This is a genomic window from Rhodococcus zopfii NBRC 100606 = JCM 9919, assembly GCF_001895025.1.
In the GTDB taxonomy this organism is placed as follows: domain Bacteria; phylum Actinomycetota; class Actinomycetes; order Mycobacteriales; family Mycobacteriaceae; genus Rhodococcus; species Rhodococcus zopfii.
The window spans coordinates 54,156-70,758 of sequence record NZ_BCXI01000009.1; the positions used below are offsets into that span (position 1 = coordinate 54,156).

The window sequence follows — 16,603 nt, forward strand, 5'->3', positions numbered from 1 at the left end:
TCGCGCGGTCACGGGCAGCCCTGCGATGCCGGCACGCCGGCGAGTCGATCGGCGATCCAGTCCAGCATCCCGGGTGCGCCCGCAACCGCGGCCGTCAGGTGCTCGCCCCACACCGGCACATAGGTCACGTTCGCCCCGCCGGCACACCATTGCTGTTGCAGGGCAAGAACTCCCGATTCCGGGATGAACTCGTCGCCGAGGAAGACCTGTGACGACCCGTGGTACAGGTACATCGGTGTCTGCGGTGTCTGCCCGCCGAGCCGGTTGTCGTCGAGCACCTGCCGGACGCCCGGATCCTCGAACGGATCGGGCACGGTGGTGAACGCCTCGACGGGAACCATGGCGATGCCCGTGGCGGCCAGCGCGATCGTGCACTGATCCTTCAGCGGTGTTGCGGCGAGCACCGCGGCCAGCGGGTTGGCCAGGACCAGCAGCTGCGGATATTCGCGGGCCAGACCCACCGTCGCGGCAAGGAACAGCCCCGATCCGAGCTGCCCGTTCATCGTGGTCCGCAGCAGCGCCAGGTCGGCGGGCAACCCGCCGGCCGCGGCACCGGTGAACCGCACATCGGGCGCGTACGTCGGTTGCAGTTGGGCAGCCCAGCCCGTCGCGATGGCACCGCCGCTGTAACCGGTCATCGCGAGCGGGGCGTCCGCGAGTTCGGGTGCGATGGCGCGCAACCCCCGCACCGAGTCCAGTACGGCGTGCCCGGCGAGCCGGCCGGCGGCATACGCCATGTGCGGCCCCTGATGATCCGGGACCAGCACCGCCCAGCCACGCGCGAGCAGGACCGGCAGCATCGGCGGAACGTCGATGTCGACGGCGTCGTGCACGACGCGATACGACGGGGTGCAGCGGCTGCCGAGCGAATCGATCGCCATGCTGTAGACGACGACCGGCCGCGGACCACCCGGCCACGGGCTGTCGGGCAGCACGAGCGTCGCCGTGACCGGGATCGGCCGCCCGGCCGAGTCGGTCGAGCGCACCACGAACTGTCGTGCGGTGTGCGGGACGACCGCCGCCGGCAGCGCCCGCATCCGGACCGGACGTTCACGCAGCACCGTGCCCGGCGGATAGGTGTCGAGACCCTCGGGCCGATCGAAGAACGGGTCGTCGAGGATCGGTGTCGGCAGCACGTCGTCGAGCGTCACCTGCGGCGGCGCCGGAAGCGGGAGGGGGAATCCGGACACCGGAGACGCGGACACCGGTCCGGCTCCCAGCAGGACCCACGCTGCGACGAGAATGATTGTCGACAGCGATCCGGTCGACAGCGTCGAGGTCGCTCGAGGTGGACGTCGCATTCGGAACTCCTCGCTGGAGGTGAACCTCGGTGGGATGCCCGCCGACCTCGTCAACGGTACCGCCACGCGGCGCCGGGTCCGGGCAAATCGTCGGTGCGGGCCCGCGCTTTCCGGTACCGGTCGCGAAGCCTGCCCCGGCGGGCACCGGTAGAGTCGTTCGGGCGGTGTCCCGCGCGGGCGACCGTGGCGGTGGGGGGTCCGTGGTTTGTGGCATCCCGCCGAACGTCGAAGAGGAGCACCCGGTCGTGTCGCTGTGGTCCATAGCGTTGTCCGACAACGAACTCGGTGAGCGCCGCTGGCTCGAGCTGATGCCGTGGCTCGAGCGGTACGGTTCCGGGCGCGCTACGGCCCTGTCCGCACTCGCTCCGGGCGACCACTGGTGGGAGAACCAGTCGCCGGCCGAGACGGCCGCCTCGGCCGATGTTCCTGCGATCTGCGCGGCGCTGGCCCACATCTACGTGACCGACCATCCCGAAACGCCGCTCGCCCACGGGCTCGCCGCCCGCATCGACGTGCCGGTCACCGGGCTGGATCTCGGCACCGCCGCGGCCACGGTCGTCGGCCGCCTGCCGGGGGTCGCGACCACGGCCGCGCTGTTCGAGCGCTCCCCGTCCGAGCTGTTCGCGGTGCGCGGCGCCGACCCCGACACCGTGCACGAAATCGTGTGCGCGGCGCTGGTCGTCGCGATCCTGCGCGATCCGGGCGTGCTGCGCGCATCCCCCGGTGCGCAGGCCGGACCGGAGGTGCCCGCACTCGATCTGCTCCTCGCCGACCTCGCGGAGCTGGCCCGATGGCGGGTGCTGCGTGGCCACGGCGACCGTCCGTTGCTGCGCGTCGAGCTCGAGGACGGCGCCCCCGAGGAGATCCAGGAGGTGGCCGCGCGCATCACCGCCCTCACCGCGCGGGACCTGCCGCTGCCCGACCCGGACGATCCGATCACCGAACTCGGCGACTACGTGGCCACCCTGCCCGCACCCGATCGGGAGAACCTGCGGCAGCGGGTCCTCGGCGAGGTCGCCGTGGACCCGTCCGCCCCGTCGACATTCCCGTTCGGCACGGCGGTCGGGGACCTGCTCGCCGCGCTGCGCGTGCACGTGCGTCCCGTCGCCTCGTTCGACCGGATCGAGGCGATGTATCCGGACCTGTCCCGCCCGGTACCGGGTCTCGACGTTCCGCTCCGTCAGGTGCTGAACCGTCTCGACGACCGCTTCGATGTGTCAGGCGGTTGGGTCGCGGTGCCGAACCTGGCCGAGGCGGAGAGACAGACGCGCGCCTTGCTCGCCGAGCTCGAATCCGAGAACGGGGTCGTCGAGCCCGCCGCGGTTACGGCCCTGTGGAATCTGCCCGCCGGTGAACTCACCGCGTGGCTGCGGCACTGCGGACTGCCGGTGTTCGACGGGCGGGTCCTCACTCGCCAGGACAGCCTGGCCGACCGCGCGGCGCAGGTGCTCGAGATCCTGGGCGACCCGATGCCCGCCGCCGCCCTCGTCACCCGCATGGACACCACCCACGACACCGCGACCATCATCGACGAGATCGCGGAGGACGAGCGGTTCGCCGTCACCGCATCGGGAATGTGGTCCCTGGTCCAGTGGGAGACCGACGTTCCGGGGGCTGTCCGGGCTCGCATCGCCCGGATCGTCGACGCCGCCGGCGGGGCCGCCGTCGACGCCCCCGGCGGGGCCGCCGTCGACGCCACCGCACTCGCCGGAGCGCTGGCCGCGCGGTTCCAGATCTCCGAGGCCGCGGCCCGGATCTTCGCGGACAGCGGCGACTTCGAGATCGTCGGCGGCCGCGTCCGGCGGCGGATGCGCACTCACATCCAGATGCGATCGCCGCGCCGCACACGCCGGCTCTACCTGCTCGGCGGCGTCGCCCGGCTGCGTGTCACGGCCACCCGCGACCACCTGCGCGGCGCCGACTTCCCGGTACCGTCCGCCGTCGCGGGGATCGTCGGATGCCCGCCCGGCGGGGAAGTGGTGCTCGGTTCCCGTCTGGGAACGCAGGTGATTCGGTGGTCCGGTGCGACCCCGCAGCTCGGCACGGTGCGCCGATTCCTCGAGGACCTCGGGGTCGACGAGGACAACGAGGTGTTCCTCGAGTTCCATCCCGACGGGCATTTCGATGTCGTGCCGCTGCGCACGGTCGCCGAGAATGCCGAGCCGCTGCGCAAGGCGCTGGCTCTGGTCGGGCATTCGGCACCGGAGATCGTGCCCGAGGAGGGCACGGCGGAGGCGCTCGCCGCCGCGATCGGGCTCGACGACGAGACCCGTCCGCGTCGGGTCCTGAGCGCGTACCGGGCCCGACGCGAGATCGACATCGTGGCGTTGCTCGAGGACGCGTGGGTGCGCGTCCCGAACTGACGGGATCGGGTGGCGCGTGCGAGTGCCGGGTAGCGCGTGCGCCCGGAAACCGGACGTAGCACCATGGACACCATGACCGACGAACCGAACCCCGACATCCCCGCCGGCGAACCGGTCGACGCGGTGGTCCGCGCGCTGCGCGCTGCCGTCTCGTCGGTGGAGGCCGCGGTGGCCCGGATGTCGTCCGGGGCGGTCGGTACCGGTTCGAATCCCGCCGGTTCGAGCGCTGTCGAGCAGGTCCTCGAACTCGCCGATGCCCCCGGCCTCGGCGATGTCGTCGCCCACCACAATGCGCTGACCCGCGCCGTCGCGATCGTCGACCAGGCCGGTGCGCTGCCGACGCGGGAATGGGAAGCCATCGCCGATCTCGGTGCGCCGCTCGCCACGGCCGTGACCCGATTGCGCAACCGCGCGTCGGTGGTTCTCGACTCCGCCGACGCTGCCGAACCCGGCGCCCTCGACCCCGAGCAGCGGCTCGGTGAGACCCTGCAACTGCTCGTCCTCGTCGAGGACTCGCTGTACCTGTGGCACCGTCTGCGCCTCGACAACCTGCGTACCGACGATCCCGGCGCGCTGCCCGGGGCGATCGCCGAGGCCCGCGGACTGCTTGCCGAGCACTTCGGTCACGACGGCGAGTTGCTGCGACGCGCCCGCCGCGCGCTGGCGCGGTCCGCCGAAGGCACTGCCTTCGAACTCGTGCGGCGGTTGTCGTCGACACGCACCGTGAAGGGAATGCTCGAGCTGCGTCAGGACCTCGACGACTTCCGTGGGGCGTGCCGGGCCGATGCCGCCGGGTGGCTCGACGACGAGGATCCCGGGATCGCCGAGGCACTCGACGAGATTTCCAGTCCCGTTCGCATCGTCGGTGGTGCGCTCGGCGTGGCGATCGGTGGCAGCGCCAAGGCGTTCGGTGACCGGGCCGCCGGCGTCGGTGCTTCCGGTGTCGAGCGGATCGGCCGCGGCATCGCCAAGGTCGGCGAGGCCCGGCATCGTCACGACGCCGACGCCGACGCCGACGTCCCCTCCGCCGACATCCCGGGTGCCGCCGCACCGAACGAGACCACTTGACCCGGAGTGCACTCCAGGAGTGACACTCGGGATATGCCTGCCATCGGGATTCCCATTGCCGCCGCCGCGGACCGGCTCGGACTGTCCATCGAGACGTTGCGGTACTACGAGCGGGACGGCCTGCTGCTACGGCCGGTGCCGCGTTCGGGCAGCGGCCATCGCCGCTACCAGGACCACGATCTGAGCTGGATCGAGCTGGTGACTCGGTTGCGCGCCACCGGTATGCCGATCCGCGACGTCCGGAGGTACGCCGATCTCGTGCGTGCCGGGGACGGCAACGAGACCGAGCGGGTCGCGCTGCTGCAGGCCCACCGGCTCGAGGTGTTGCGTCAGCTCGCCGAGGTCACCGCCCATCTGGGCGCGATCGACCACAAGCTCGCCATCTACACCGACCGGCTCGAACGGGCGGCCCGCGCAGCCGGGGCTTGACCTGGAGTGCACTCCAGGCTGTTGGCTGGACGACATGACCATCCACCAGCGCACACTCGGCACCACCGCATCCCTCGACGTCTCGGCTCTCGGCCTCGGCTGCATGGGCATGTCGGAGTTCTACGGAACGACCGACGAGGCCGGTGGAATCGAAACGATCCACCGTGCCCTCGACCTGGGCGTCACGTTTCTCGACACCGCGGACATGTACGGTCCGTTCACCAACGAGCGGCTCGTCGGCCGGGCGATTGCCGGTCGCCGCGGCGAGGTGCAACTCGCCACCAAGTTCGGCAACGAACGCCGCCCCGACGGCACCCGTCTCCGCATCAATGGTCACCCCGACTACGTGCGAGCCGCGTGTGATGCCTCCCTCGAGCGGCTCGGCGTCGACCACATCGACCTCTACTATCAGCATCGCGTCGACAAGACCGTGCCGATCGAGGACACGGTCGGCGCGATGGCCGAACTCGTCGCCGCAGGCAAGGTCCGCCACCTCGGTCTGTCCGAGGCATCGGCGGCGACCATCCGCCGCGCACACACCGTGCACCCGATCACAGCGCTGCAGACTGAATATTCCCTGTTCACCCGCGACATCGAGGACGAGATCCTGCCGACGCTGCGCGAACTCGGCATCGGCCTGGTTCCGTACTCACCGCTCGGCCGGGGGCTGCTCACCGGGACGGTGCCGGCGTCCGGGTTCACTGCCGGCGACAGCCGCGGGTCCGCGTACTTCCCGCGGTCGAGCGGCGAGAACCTGCAGACCAATCTCACGCTCGTCGAGCGGGTCCGCGCGCTCGCCGACGACCGCGGCTGCACACCGGGGCAACTCGCCCTCGCCTGGGTCGTGGCACAGGGCGACGACGTGGTGCCGATCCCCGGGACCAAGCGGGTGCGCTATCTGGAGCAGAACGTGGCCGCACTCGAGGTGCATCTCGGGCCGGACGACGTCGCGGCGCTCGACGCCGCCGTACCGCGCGGCGCCGTCGCCGGTGCCCGTTACGGCGACATGAGCAGCATCGACGCTTGATGCACGGGTGAGCACACAACACCCCTGGGGTGGGTTCATCGTGAGGCCCCGCCGCGGGACCGTGGAGTAGCCGGATCGGAACCGGCGAACCGAAGAATCCACCGTCCCGCCGCGGACCCGCGGCGCCGGCATTACAGGGGTTGTGAATCGATGGACCACGCCGCGTCGACCACCGTCCACGAGCCGTTCCCGCTCTCGGCCGCCCAGCACGGACTGTGGTTCGCGCAGCAACTCGCACCCGATGTGCCGATCTGCATCGCCCAGTATCTCGACATCCGGGGTGCGCTCGATGTCGCGCTCTTCCGCGATGTGGCGATGCGCGCCGCACACGAGTTCCAGTCGGTGTTCCTGCGCATCGTCGAGGTCGACGGCGAACCGCACCAGGTGGTCGACCCGCCGGTGGACGCGGCGATGGGGTTCCTCGACTTCCGTGCCGAACCGGACCCGTTGACCGCTGCGCAGTCGTGGATGCACGCGAACTACACATCCCCGGTCGATTTCGACCGCGACCACCTGTGCGAGTCGACGCTGCTGCGGGTCGGTGATGCGCATTACCTGTGGTACAGCCGCATCCACCACATCGCGCTCGACGGGCACGGCGCCGCGACCATGGTCGGCCGCGTCGCCTCCCTCTACACCGCCGCGGTGGAACACTCTGTGCCGGAACCGAACCGGGCTGCGGACCTGCGTACCCTCGAACGGCTCGACCGCGACTACCGCGCGTCCCACCGGTTCGCTGCCGACCGCGACTACTGGGCGCAGCGCCTGAACACCCGCACGGGCGGTGCCTCCCTCGCCGACCGGGACGCACCGCCGGTCGCGACGAGCCGCACGGTCCGCACCGCCCTGTCCGACCGGGCCGCCGCGTTCCTCGCGGACACCGAGGCCGCCCCGGCCGCCACCCTCGTCGCGGCGTTCGCTCACTACCTGTCGCGACGCACCGGCCGCCGCGAGGTTACCGTCGACATTCCGGTCTCGGCCCGTCCCACCGCGATCCTGCGGCGCTCGGGTGGCATGCTCGCCAACGTCGCTCCGATCCGGGTCGGGATGCGTCCGGGCGACACCGTCGGCGACCTCGTGGACCGGGTCCAGGGCGAACTGCTCGGCGCGCTGCGGCACCAGCGCGGCAACGTCGAGGACATCCTGCGCGACCTCGGCGCCGACGCCGCCGCCCGGGCCGTGTCGGGTCCGATGGTCAACGTGATGCTGTTCGACCGGCACCTGCAGTTCGGCGCGTTGTCCGCCGACTTCCACATCCTCACGACCGGCCCCGTCCCGGACCTCACTGTGAACGTGTACCGCAGTGGGGCAACGGTGTTCGTCGAGTCCGCCGCGAATCCGAATCGTTACGGCGACCACGATCTGCGGGCACACCACGACGCCGTCGTCGCGCTCGTCGAGGCGATGCTCGCCGCCGATTCGGGCACCCGGGCGGCGGACCTCGAGGCCCCGCACCGCACCCTCGTGCCCGGTGCCGCCTCGATGCCCGAGGTCACGCTGCCGCAGCTGCTGGCCGACGCGGTCGCAGCGAACCCGGACGGAATCGCACTCGCGGGGTCCGGCCGCCACGTCACCTACGCCGAACTCGATGCGTCCTCGAACCGGCTCGCTCGTGTCCTGCGCGCCGCCGGGGTGCGACGCGAGTCGATCGTCGCGGTCGCGCTCACCCGATCCGTCGAGTCGGTGACCGCGGTGTGGGCCGTCGCGAAGACCGGTGCCGCATTCGTGCCGGTGGACCCGACCCACCCGGCCGGACGCATCGAGCACATGATCACCGATTCGGAAGTGACTGTCGGCGTGACCGTCTCGTCGACACTGCGCCGGCTGCCCGGTTCGGTGCGCTGGCTCGTGCTCGACGAACCCACGGAGGACGTGTCCGACGCTCCGATCGACGAAGGCGCCCCGGTCCATCCCGGTCAGGCCGCCTACGTGATCTACACGTCGGGATCGACCGGGCTGCCCAAGGGTGTCGTCGTCACGCACCGCGGCCTCGCCGGCCTCGTGGCCGAGCAACGCACCCTGGACATCGACCGGGATGCGAAGGTGCTGCACTGTGCCTCACCGAGTTTCGACGCGTCGGTGTTCGAGATGCTGTGGGCGATCGGATCGGCCGCGACGCTGGTCGTCGTCCCCCCGGCAGTGTACGGCGGCGACGACCTCACCGGCCTGCTGCGTCGCGAGGCCGTCACGCATGCCGTGCTCACCCCGAGCGTGCTCGCCTCGCTCGACCCGGCCGGCCTCGACGCGCTGCGTGTCCTGCTCGTCGCGGGGGAGGCGTGCGCACCGGAACTGGTGGAGCGTTGGGCTCCCGGCCGGACGATGCTCGACGGATACGGGCCCACCGAATCGACCGTGATGTCCAACCTCAGCGGCGCACTCGCCCCGGGAGAACCGGTGACCATCGGCGGACCGGCCCGCGGGTTCACCGAGGTGGTCCTCGACGCCGCGCTGCGTCCCGTCCCGGCCGGTGTCGCCGGCGAACTGTACCTCGGCGGGCCTGCGCTGGCCCGCGGCTACCGGGGACGGCCGGCGCTGACCGCGTCCCGGTTCGTCGCCGACCCCTTCGGCGAACCCGGTGCGCGGCTGTACCGCACCGGTGACGTGGTGCGCTGGCGGGAGACCGCCGAGGGCGCCCCGACCCTCGACTACCTCGGCCGGTCCGACTTCCAGGTCAAGATCCGCGGCATCCGCATCGAACTCGGCGAGATCGATGCCGCCCTCACCCGTCATCGCGGCGTCGACTTCGCCGTCACCGTCGGGCGCCGCGGACCGGGCGGGGACACCGTGCTCGTGTCCTACGTGCTTCCCGCCCCGGCCGAACCGGGCACGGCGACCGATCCCGACGCAGCGGCGCTGCTCGAGCACCTCCGGGATTTCGTGCCGTCCCACATGATTCCGGCGGCGATCGTGATGCTGGACGAACTGCCGCTCACCCCGGTCGGCAAGCTCGACCGCGCAGCCCTGCCCGCCCCGGACCTCGCCCGTGCCGAATACCGGGCGCCGGTCACCGGCACCGAGCGGGCCGCCGCGGCGGCCTTCGCCGAGGTGCTGGGCCTGGACCGGGTCGGTCTCGACGACAACTTCTTCGACCTCGGCGGCAACTCGCTGAGCGCGACCCGCGTGGTCGCGCGCGTCAACACCGACGCGGGCACGGATCTGGGTGTGCGGGAGTTGTTCGAGGCGCCGACCGTCGCGGCGCTGGCCGCGCGCACCGATGCCGTCGCGGCGCCGGCCGCGCGCACCGATGCGGCCGGTCGGCGCGTGGGGGATCGGCCCGCGCTGGTCGCGGGTCCCCGCCCGGAGTACGTGCCGCTCTCGCTCGCGCAGCAGCGTATGTGGGTCGTCAACCAGGTCGATCCGGCCTCCCCGGCCTACAACGTTCCGATCGTCTTGCGCCTGACCGGTGAGTTGGACCTCGATGCGCTGCGCGCCGCTCTGGCCGACGTGCTGGATCGGCACGAGTCGCTGCGCACCGTCCACCCGTCGTCGACGCTGGGCCCCCATCAGGTCGTGCTCCCCGCCGACAGCATCGGCACCGACGACCTCACACCGGTGCCGGTTTCGGGCGAAAGCGAGTTGCGGGAGCGGCTGCGTGCCGTCGCCTCCGCCGGGTTCGACGTGAGCGTCGACGTGCCGATGCGCACCGCACTGTTCCGGCTGGGCCCGGACGAGCATGTCGTCGCGATCGTGTTGCACCACATCGCGGCCGACGGATTCTCGATGGCACCGCTTGCGCGGGACGTGATGCTCGCCTACACGACCCGCGCCGTTGGGCTTGCGCCGCAGTGGATGCCGATGCCCGCGCACTACGCCGACTACACCCTGTGGCAGCGGGAGGTCGTAGGCGACGACACCGACCCGGCGTCGCTCGCGACCGCTCAGATCGACTTCTGGCGTCGCACCCTCGACGGGCTGCCGGAACTGCTCGAACTGCCCACCGATCGGGATCGGACGGTGTTCCGCTCCGCGCACGGCGCCGCCGTGCCGTTCGAGATCGGCCCGGCCCTGCACCGTGCGGTGATCGACCTGGCCCGCGACCACGACGCCACCGTGTTCATGGTGGTGCACGCTGCCCTCGCTCTTCTGCTCGGGAAGCTCTCGGGCACAGACGATCTCGCGATCGGCACGCCGGTGGCGGGCCGCGGCGCCGCGGCGCTCGACGACATGGTCGGGATGTTCGTCAACACGGTGACCCTCCGTACCCGCATCGCACCGCAGTCCACGTTCGGTGATCTGGTGACCCAGGCGCGTGACGGTGATCTCGACGCATTCGGGCACGCGGACGTCCCGTTCGATCATGTCGTCCGGGCGCTCGATCCGGTGCGATCCTCCGCGCACGCGCCGCTGTTCCAGGTGCTCCTCGAGTTCCGCAACCTCGATGCGACCCGACTCGATCTGCCGGGGCTGGTCGTCGAGACCGTCGACGTCGATCTCGAGGTCGCCAAGTGTGATCTGTACCTGAGCGTCGACGAGACCCGCGATCGCTCCGGCGCCCCTGCCGGCATGATCGCCGAATTCGGTTTCACCACCGACATCTTCGACCGTGACACCGTCGACGGCTTCGTGCGGCGGTTCGTGCGTCTCCTCGGCGCCGTCGTCGCCGAGCCGACTCGGCCGGTCGGCGCCTTCGACCTCCTCGACGACGCCGAACGTGCCGAACTGGTTCCGGTTTCGGGCGGTACGTCGGCTCCCGGCGTCACCCTGCCGGAGTTGTTCGCCGCCGCGGCGGTCGCCGAACCCGAAGCGGTCGCGGTGGTCGCGGGGGAGCGTCGGCTCACCTACCGTGAGCTGGATGATCAGTCGAATCGACTGGCACACAACCTGTCCGATTCCGGCGTCGGCCCGGAGTCGGTGGTCGCGATCGCGATGACCCGCTCGGTGGAGTCGGTGCTCGCCGTATGGGCGGTCGCGAAAACCGGTGCCGCGTTCGTCCCCGTCGACCCCCAGTACCCGGCCGGTCGCATCGAGCACATGCTCGCCGATTCCGGTGCCTCCCTGGGCCTCACCACGCCCGACTCGGCCGGGCATCTCCCGGGCTCCGTCCCCTGGCTCGCCGTGCCTCCGTCCTCCCCGGGTGATGGGAAACAGTCTTCGGCCTATCCGGGCGAAGATTCCCATCGCCCGGGGGTGCGGGTGCCGCTGCGGCCCGAGCATGCCGCGTATGTCATCTACACGTCCGGCTCGACGGGGGTGCCGAAGGGCGTGGAGGTCACGCATGCGGGGCTCGCGAACCTGGTGGCCGAGCAGCGCGCCCGGTTCGGGCTCGGGCCGCACGCGCGGGTGTTGCACGCGGCATCGCCGAGTTTCGACGCGGCGGTGCTGGAAATGTTGTGGGCGTTCGGAACCGGCGGCAGCCTGGTGATCTCCCCGCCCGGGGTGTTCGGCGGCCGCGAGCTCGCCGACCTGCTGGCACGCGAGCAGGTCACGCACGCGGCACTGACGCCCGCCGCGCTCGGCACGGTCGATCCGACCGGACTCGACCACCTGAGCACCGTCGTGGTCGGTGGTGAGACCTGCCCTCCGGAACTCGTCGCGCGGTGGGCCCCTGGCCGGACGATGGTGAACACGTACGGGCCGGCGGAAACAACGATCCAGTCGAATGCGGGACGACCACTCGTGGCGGGAGAACCCGTCACGATCGGCGGTCCGATCCGCGGATTCGGCGAACTCGTGCTCGACGACCGGTTGCGGCCGGTGCCGGTCGGCGTCGTGGGAGAGCTGTATCTGTCCGGGCCGGGGCTGGCCCGCGGATACCGCAATCGCCCCGGACTGTCGGCGGCCCGGTTCGTCGCCGCACCGAACGGGCAGCGCATGTACCGCACCGGCGACCTTGTGCGCTGGCGTCGCCGCGACGACGGGACGCTCGAACTCGACTACGTCGGCCGCTCCGACCAGCAGGTGAAGGTGCGCGGGTTCCGCATCGAGCTCGGTGAGATCGAATCGGCGCTGCTCGGATATCCCGGGGTCGCGCACGCCGTCGCCCACGCCGACGGCGATCGGCTCGCCGGCTATGTCGTCGCGGCCCCGGGCGCCGTCGTCGACACCGATGCGGTGCTCGGCCACGCCCGTACCCGGCTCGCGCCGCACATGGTTCCCGCGACCGTCACCGTCCTCGACCGGGTCCCGGTCACCGCCAACGGCAAACTCGACCGTGCCGCTCTGCCGCGGCCCGAGCACACCCGGGTCGCCTACCGGGCGCCGCGCGACGCCGCCGAGACGATCGTCGCCGACGCCTTCGCCGACGACCTCGGACTCGAGCGGGTCGGGTTGGACGACAATTACTTTGCACTCGGTGGCACGTCCCTGAGCGCGACCGTGCTGATCGCGACGATCTCGGACCGGGTCGACCGGCGGGTGCCCGTGCAGTGGATCTTCACCGACCCCACGCCGGAAGCCCTGGCCCACCGGATCACCAGCGCGCCGGACCGCGAGGCCGACGACGCGCTGGCGCCGCTGCTGCCGCTGCGCCCCGACGGTGCGGGCACTCCGGTGTTCTGCATCCATCCGGCGATCGGCCTGGCCTGGTGTTTCACCGGTCTGGTGCCCTACTTGGGGGACCGCCCGGTGTACGGACTGCAGTCCCCGGCGCTCACCGACCCGCAGGTCCGGTTCGGTTCCCTCGCCGAGCTCGCCGACCGCTACATCGATCAGATCCGGTCCGTGCAGCCGGACGGTCCGTACCATCTCGTCGGGTACTCGGTGGGCGGTCAGATCGCCCACGAGATGTCGGTGCGGCTCGGTCCCGAGTCGGTCGCGACCCTCACGATGCTCGATTCGCATCTGCTGGGCGAGAACGACATCCGCATCGAACCGCCGACCCTCGGGGAACTGCTCGCCGAGTTCGGTGACCTGCCCGTCGACGACACACTCACCGCCGAACAGGCCGCGGACGTGCTGCGTCACACGGGGGGCCTGTTCGACGCGGTGACCCCGGAGCGCGTCGAGGCGCTGCACCGCGTGTTCACTGCGACGGTGGAACTCGCTGTCGCGCACAGGCCATCGATGTCGCTCGACACCGATCTCCTGTACTTCGCGGCCGCGGAATCCGTCGACGACCCGACCGCCGCAGCTGCCTGGACGCGGCACATCGCCGGGCGGATCGACGAGCACGCGGTGCCCGCCACCCACCAGCAGTTGACGGGACCGCAGGCCCTCGACGTTCTCGGCCCCGCCCTTGCGCGGCACCTGCTGGCCGCGGACACCGCGACGGCATGAGGGGTACGCAGACGCACCCCTGGGGTGCCTGGCCCGGCCGGCCTCACCGCAGGATTCTGGTCTCACGACATCCGACGGTCTCGGCCACACAGCTTCTGGGAGAAAACATGTCGATCACCACCCGTCAGCTCGGAGACGAAACACCTTCTGCCGAGGTCCATCCTGACTTCCGTGTGCGAGGACCCCGGTCGGGCGTCGAACTCGGCAGCCTGTTCGACGGCTTCGGTGCCGACGAGCACCCCCGCGCCGGCGAACTCCGGCGCTGGGCGGTCGACTACCTGTGCCGGCCGCACGAGGACCTCGGCCGGACCGGCCCCGTGTGCCCGTTCGCCGGCCCGTCGATCACCCGGCGACTGTTCTGGGCGGCGTTCGTCCCGGGCGCCGATGTCGGGGAGGACCGCATGCGGGCCATCGCCGACGATCTGGCCGAGCTGTTCCCCGAATTGCCCCCCGGATCCGGCGCCGACGCCGCCCTCAAGGCCGTCGTCGTGGTCTTCCCCGATATGACGGACTACGACGTGATCGAGCGGGTGCAGAACGACCGCAAGTCGGATTTCGTCCTGCAGGGTCTGATGCTCGGCCAGTTCTACCCGGGGTGCACGGTCTCCGGTCTGCGCAACAGCGACTTCCGCGCACTCGACGCCCCGCTGCCCATGCTCGCCGTCCGGCACATGGTCGGCTCGGACTTCCCGTTCCTCGCCGACGACCGGGATTGGGTCCTGGCCTACCTCAAGAAGTTCGCCGGTTCGGTGCCGTCGGCGGTGCGGACCGAGATCGCCGAGAAGCTCGCAGCGCCTACCGTGGGGGCATGAGCCCGGTCGATCCTGTTCCCCACTACACACTCCGCCAGCTCGCGGCGTTCGTCGCGGTCGCAGAGTGGGGGTCGATCGCCGGCGCCGCGGACGTACTGAGCATGTCGCAGTCGGCGGTGTCCTCGTCGATCACCGAACTCGAACGTGCCCTCGGTGCCCGGCTGTGTATCCGGCAGCGGGCGCGCGGGGTGCGGCTCACCCCGACCGGTGAGGGCGTGCTCGAGCGGGCCAGGATCCTGCTGCACCAGGCGGGGGAGTTGCAGGCCGACGCCCGCGCCGAGGCCGGTGAGGTGGTCGGCAGGGTCAAGGTCGGGTGCTATCCGTCGCTGGGGCCGACCGTGCTGCCGGCGCTCCTGGACGGATTCATCCGCAGCCATCCGCGGGTGCACCTCGATTTCCACGAGGACGACCAGAACCATCTCACCGCTCAACTCGAGTCCGGGGAACTGGACGTCGCGGTGATGTATGCCCTGGATTTGCGGCCCGGGCTGGGCACGGTGACGATCGGGCAGCGCAACCCGATGGTGCTGCTGCCCGCGGCACATCCCCTGGCGGCGGGCGACGAGCCGATCCGGCTGCAGGACCTCGGGGACGCACCGATGGTGCTACTCGATTCGCCGCCGAGCTCGAGCCACGGGCTGGGGGTGTGCCGGACCGCCGGATTCACCCCGAACGTGGTGTACCGGACCCGCAACTTCGAGACCTCCCGGGCGTTCGTCGGCCGGGGCCTGGGCTGGACGCTGCTGTTGTCGCGGCCGCGACGCGACATCACCTACGAGGGCTTCGAGATCGCTGTCCGCGACGTCACCGACCCTGTTCCCGCGCCGGTCGACGTCGTCGTCGCCTGGAAGGACGGGGCCCTGCTGAGTCGGGCGGCCCGGGAATTTCTCACCTTCGCGGCAGGGTCGATCGTCCCTTCCCACGTGCAGAAATAAGACTACTTCGAGAGAGCCGGGGAATAAGCGGCAATTTTCGCGCTTTTCACGGGGTTGTGGTGGGGGTCATCGTGGTGTCGGCGGTCACGTCTCCGCCCTCCTCGAAAGGTCCCCATCCATGACGGTTATCGACAAGCGCGAGGCGTCCCGCACGGCCGCAACCGCGCGCAAGGCCGCTGTCGGAAGTTTCGTCGGCACCGCGATCGAGTGGTACGACTTCTTCATCTACGGCACCGCCGCGGCACTCGTGCTCGGGCCCCAGTTCTTCCCGGGCACCTCCGACCTGGCCGGCACGCTCGCCGCCTTCGCGACCCTTGCCGTCGGGTTCGTCGCCCGGCCCATCGGCGGTGTCGTCATGGGCCACTTCGGCGACCGCGTCGGCCGCAAATCGATGCTGGTGACGTCGCTGCTGCTGATGGGCTTCGCGACCGTCACGATCGGCCTGCTACCGAACTACGCGGCCATCGGAGTCGCCGCCCCGATCCTGCTCGTCGTCCTCCGTTTCGTCCAGGGACTCGGTGTCGGTGGCGAGTGGGGTGGCGCGGTGCTCGTGGCCACCGAGAACGCTCCCGCCGGCAAGCGCGGCCTGTACGGCGCGGCGCCGCAGATCGGGGTACCCGCCGGTGTCCTGCTCGCCAACCTGGTCTTCCTGCCGCTGTCCATCTTCATGGACGAGGCGACGTTCGACTCGTGGGGCTGGCGCGTTCCGTTCCTGCTCTCGGCCGTGCTCGTCGGTGTCGCGATGTGGATCCGCCTCGGCCTCGAGGAGAGCGACGAGTTCCGGAAGTCGAAGGACGAGAGCGCCGACGCTGCCGCGAAGCTGCCGATCATCGAGGTGCTCACCAAGCACTGGAAGACGGTTCTGCTGGCCGGCGGCACGTTCATCGCCACCAACGGCATCGCCTACGCCTACATGGTCTACGTGCTCAAGTACGGCGAGAAGGAACTCGGTTTCTCCCAGACGACGATGCTGACCCTGCTCATCGCCTCGTGCCCGTTCTGGATGGCCGGCATGGCGTTCAGCGCATGGCGATCCGACCTCGTCGGCCGGCGCACCGTCTACATCCGCAGTTCCGCGGCCCTGGTGATCGCCGCCGCCCTGTTCTTCCCGCTCATGGACACCGCGACCCTGCCCGTCATGTTCCTGGCGATGGCCGGACTCGGGTTCACGCTCGGCTGCTGTGCCGGGCCCCAGTCAGCGCTGTTCTCCGAGCTGTTCCCGCCCGCCGTGCGCTACAGCGGTGCGTCCCTCGGCTACCAGATCGGCGCAATCCTCGGCGGTGGTCTCGCCCCGATGATCGCCACCACGCTGTTCGCGAAGACCGGCACCTCGTGGTCCATCACCGGCTACTTCGTCCTGATCGCGCTGATCAGCCTCGTGAGCATCCTCGTCCTCCGCGTGCCCTCCACCCCCGCACGTCCCGCCCGTCTCGACCAGGAAGGGATCTGACCA

At 70.9% G+C, this 16,603-nt stretch carries 9 protein-coding genes; 8 read left to right on the top strand and 1 reads right to left on the bottom strand.

Going from position 1 to position 16,603, the window contains the following annotated elements; genetic code table 11:
• Positions 1-8 precede the first annotated feature (8 nt).
• Entirely contained in the window at positions 9-1,301 is a 1,293-nt protein-coding gene (locus RZ1_RS05955) for a lipase family protein (protein ID WP_139281774.1), read from the bottom strand.
• 245 nt (positions 1,302-1,546) lie between these two features.
• On the opposite strand from RZ1_RS05955, the gene RZ1_RS05960 reads away from it, so the two are divergent.
• The 8 genes from RZ1_RS05960 (at position 1,547) to RZ1_RS05995 (ending at position 16,600) form a co-directional block, all read left to right on the top strand.
• Positions 1,547-3,664, top strand: coding sequence for a hypothetical protein (locus RZ1_RS05960; protein WP_072810087.1), 2,118 nt, complete (start codon positions 1,547-1,549; stop codon positions 3,662-3,664).
• Positions 3,665-3,736: 72 nt separating this feature from the next.
• Positions 3,737-4,732 (top strand): hypothetical protein, encoded by a 996-nt coding sequence (locus RZ1_RS05965; protein WP_139281775.1) that lies wholly within the window; start codon positions 3,737-3,739, stop codon positions 4,730-4,732.
• A gap of 33 nt (positions 4,733-4,765) precedes the next feature.
• Positions 4,766-5,161 (top strand): MerR family transcriptional regulator, encoded by a 396-nt coding sequence (locus RZ1_RS05970; RefSeq protein ID WP_072810090.1) that lies wholly within the window; start codon positions 4,766-4,768, stop codon positions 5,159-5,161.
• A gap of 34 nt (positions 5,162-5,195) precedes the next feature.
• Positions 5,196-6,188: an aldo/keto reductase gene (locus RZ1_RS05975; protein ID WP_072810092.1), complete on the top strand. Its 993-nt coding sequence runs from the start codon at positions 5,196-5,198 to the stop codon at positions 6,186-6,188.
• A 150-nt stretch (positions 6,189-6,338) separates the two neighbouring features.
• On the top strand, positions 6,339-13,403 hold the full coding sequence (locus RZ1_RS05980; RefSeq protein WP_072810094.1) for a non-ribosomal peptide synthetase: 7,065 nt from the start codon (positions 6,339-6,341) through the stop codon (positions 13,401-13,403).
• A 107-nt stretch (positions 13,404-13,510) separates the two neighbouring features.
• Positions 13,511-14,215 (top strand): DUF6875 domain-containing protein, encoded by a 705-nt coding sequence (locus RZ1_RS05985; RefSeq protein WP_072810096.1) that lies wholly within the window; start codon positions 13,511-13,513, stop codon positions 14,213-14,215.
• The gene (locus RZ1_RS05990) at positions 14,212-15,150 is read left to right on the top strand and encodes a LysR substrate-binding domain-containing protein (protein WP_072810097.1); all 939 of its coding nucleotides are present in this window, start codon (positions 14,212-14,214) and stop codon (positions 15,148-15,150) included. Before RZ1_RS05985 ends, RZ1_RS05990 begins: the two co-directional genes overlap by 4 nt.
• Positions 15,151-15,268: 118 nt before the next feature.
• Complete coding sequence (locus RZ1_RS05995) at positions 15,269-16,600, top strand: MFS transporter (RefSeq protein ID WP_072810099.1); 1,332 nt, start codon at positions 15,269-15,271, stop codon at positions 16,598-16,600.
• The last annotated feature ends 3 nt before the right edge of the window (positions 16,601-16,603 follow it).

Excerpts from the sequence above, each read along its gene's own strand:
- RZ1_RS05985 (WP_072810096.1), top strand. The coding sequence starts at position 13,511 with ATGTCGATCACCACCCGTCAGCTCGGAGACGAAACACCTTCTGCCGAG.
- RZ1_RS05970 (WP_072810090.1), top strand. The coding sequence starts at position 4,766 with ATGCCTGCCATCGGGATTCCCATTGCCGCCGCCGCGGACCGGCTCGGA.
- RZ1_RS05965 (WP_139281775.1), top strand. The coding sequence starts at position 3,737 with ATGACCGACGAACCGAACCCCGACATCCCCGCCGGCGAACCGGTCGAC.
- RZ1_RS05980 (WP_072810094.1), top strand. The coding sequence starts at position 6,339 with ATGGACCACGCCGCGTCGACCACCGTCCACGAGCCGTTCCCGCTCTCG.
- RZ1_RS05990 (WP_072810097.1), top strand. The coding sequence starts at position 14,212 with ATGAGCCCGGTCGATCCTGTTCCCCACTACACACTCCGCCAGCTCGCG.
- RZ1_RS05995 (WP_072810099.1), top strand. The coding sequence starts at position 15,269 with ATGACGGTTATCGACAAGCGCGAGGCGTCCCGCACGGCCGCAACCGCG.
- RZ1_RS05975 (WP_072810092.1), top strand. The coding sequence starts at position 5,196 with ATGACCATCCACCAGCGCACACTCGGCACCACCGCATCCCTCGACGTC.
- RZ1_RS05955 (WP_139281774.1), bottom strand. The coding sequence starts at position 1,301 with ATGCGACGTCCACCTCGAGCGACCTCGACGCTGTCGACCGGATCGCTG.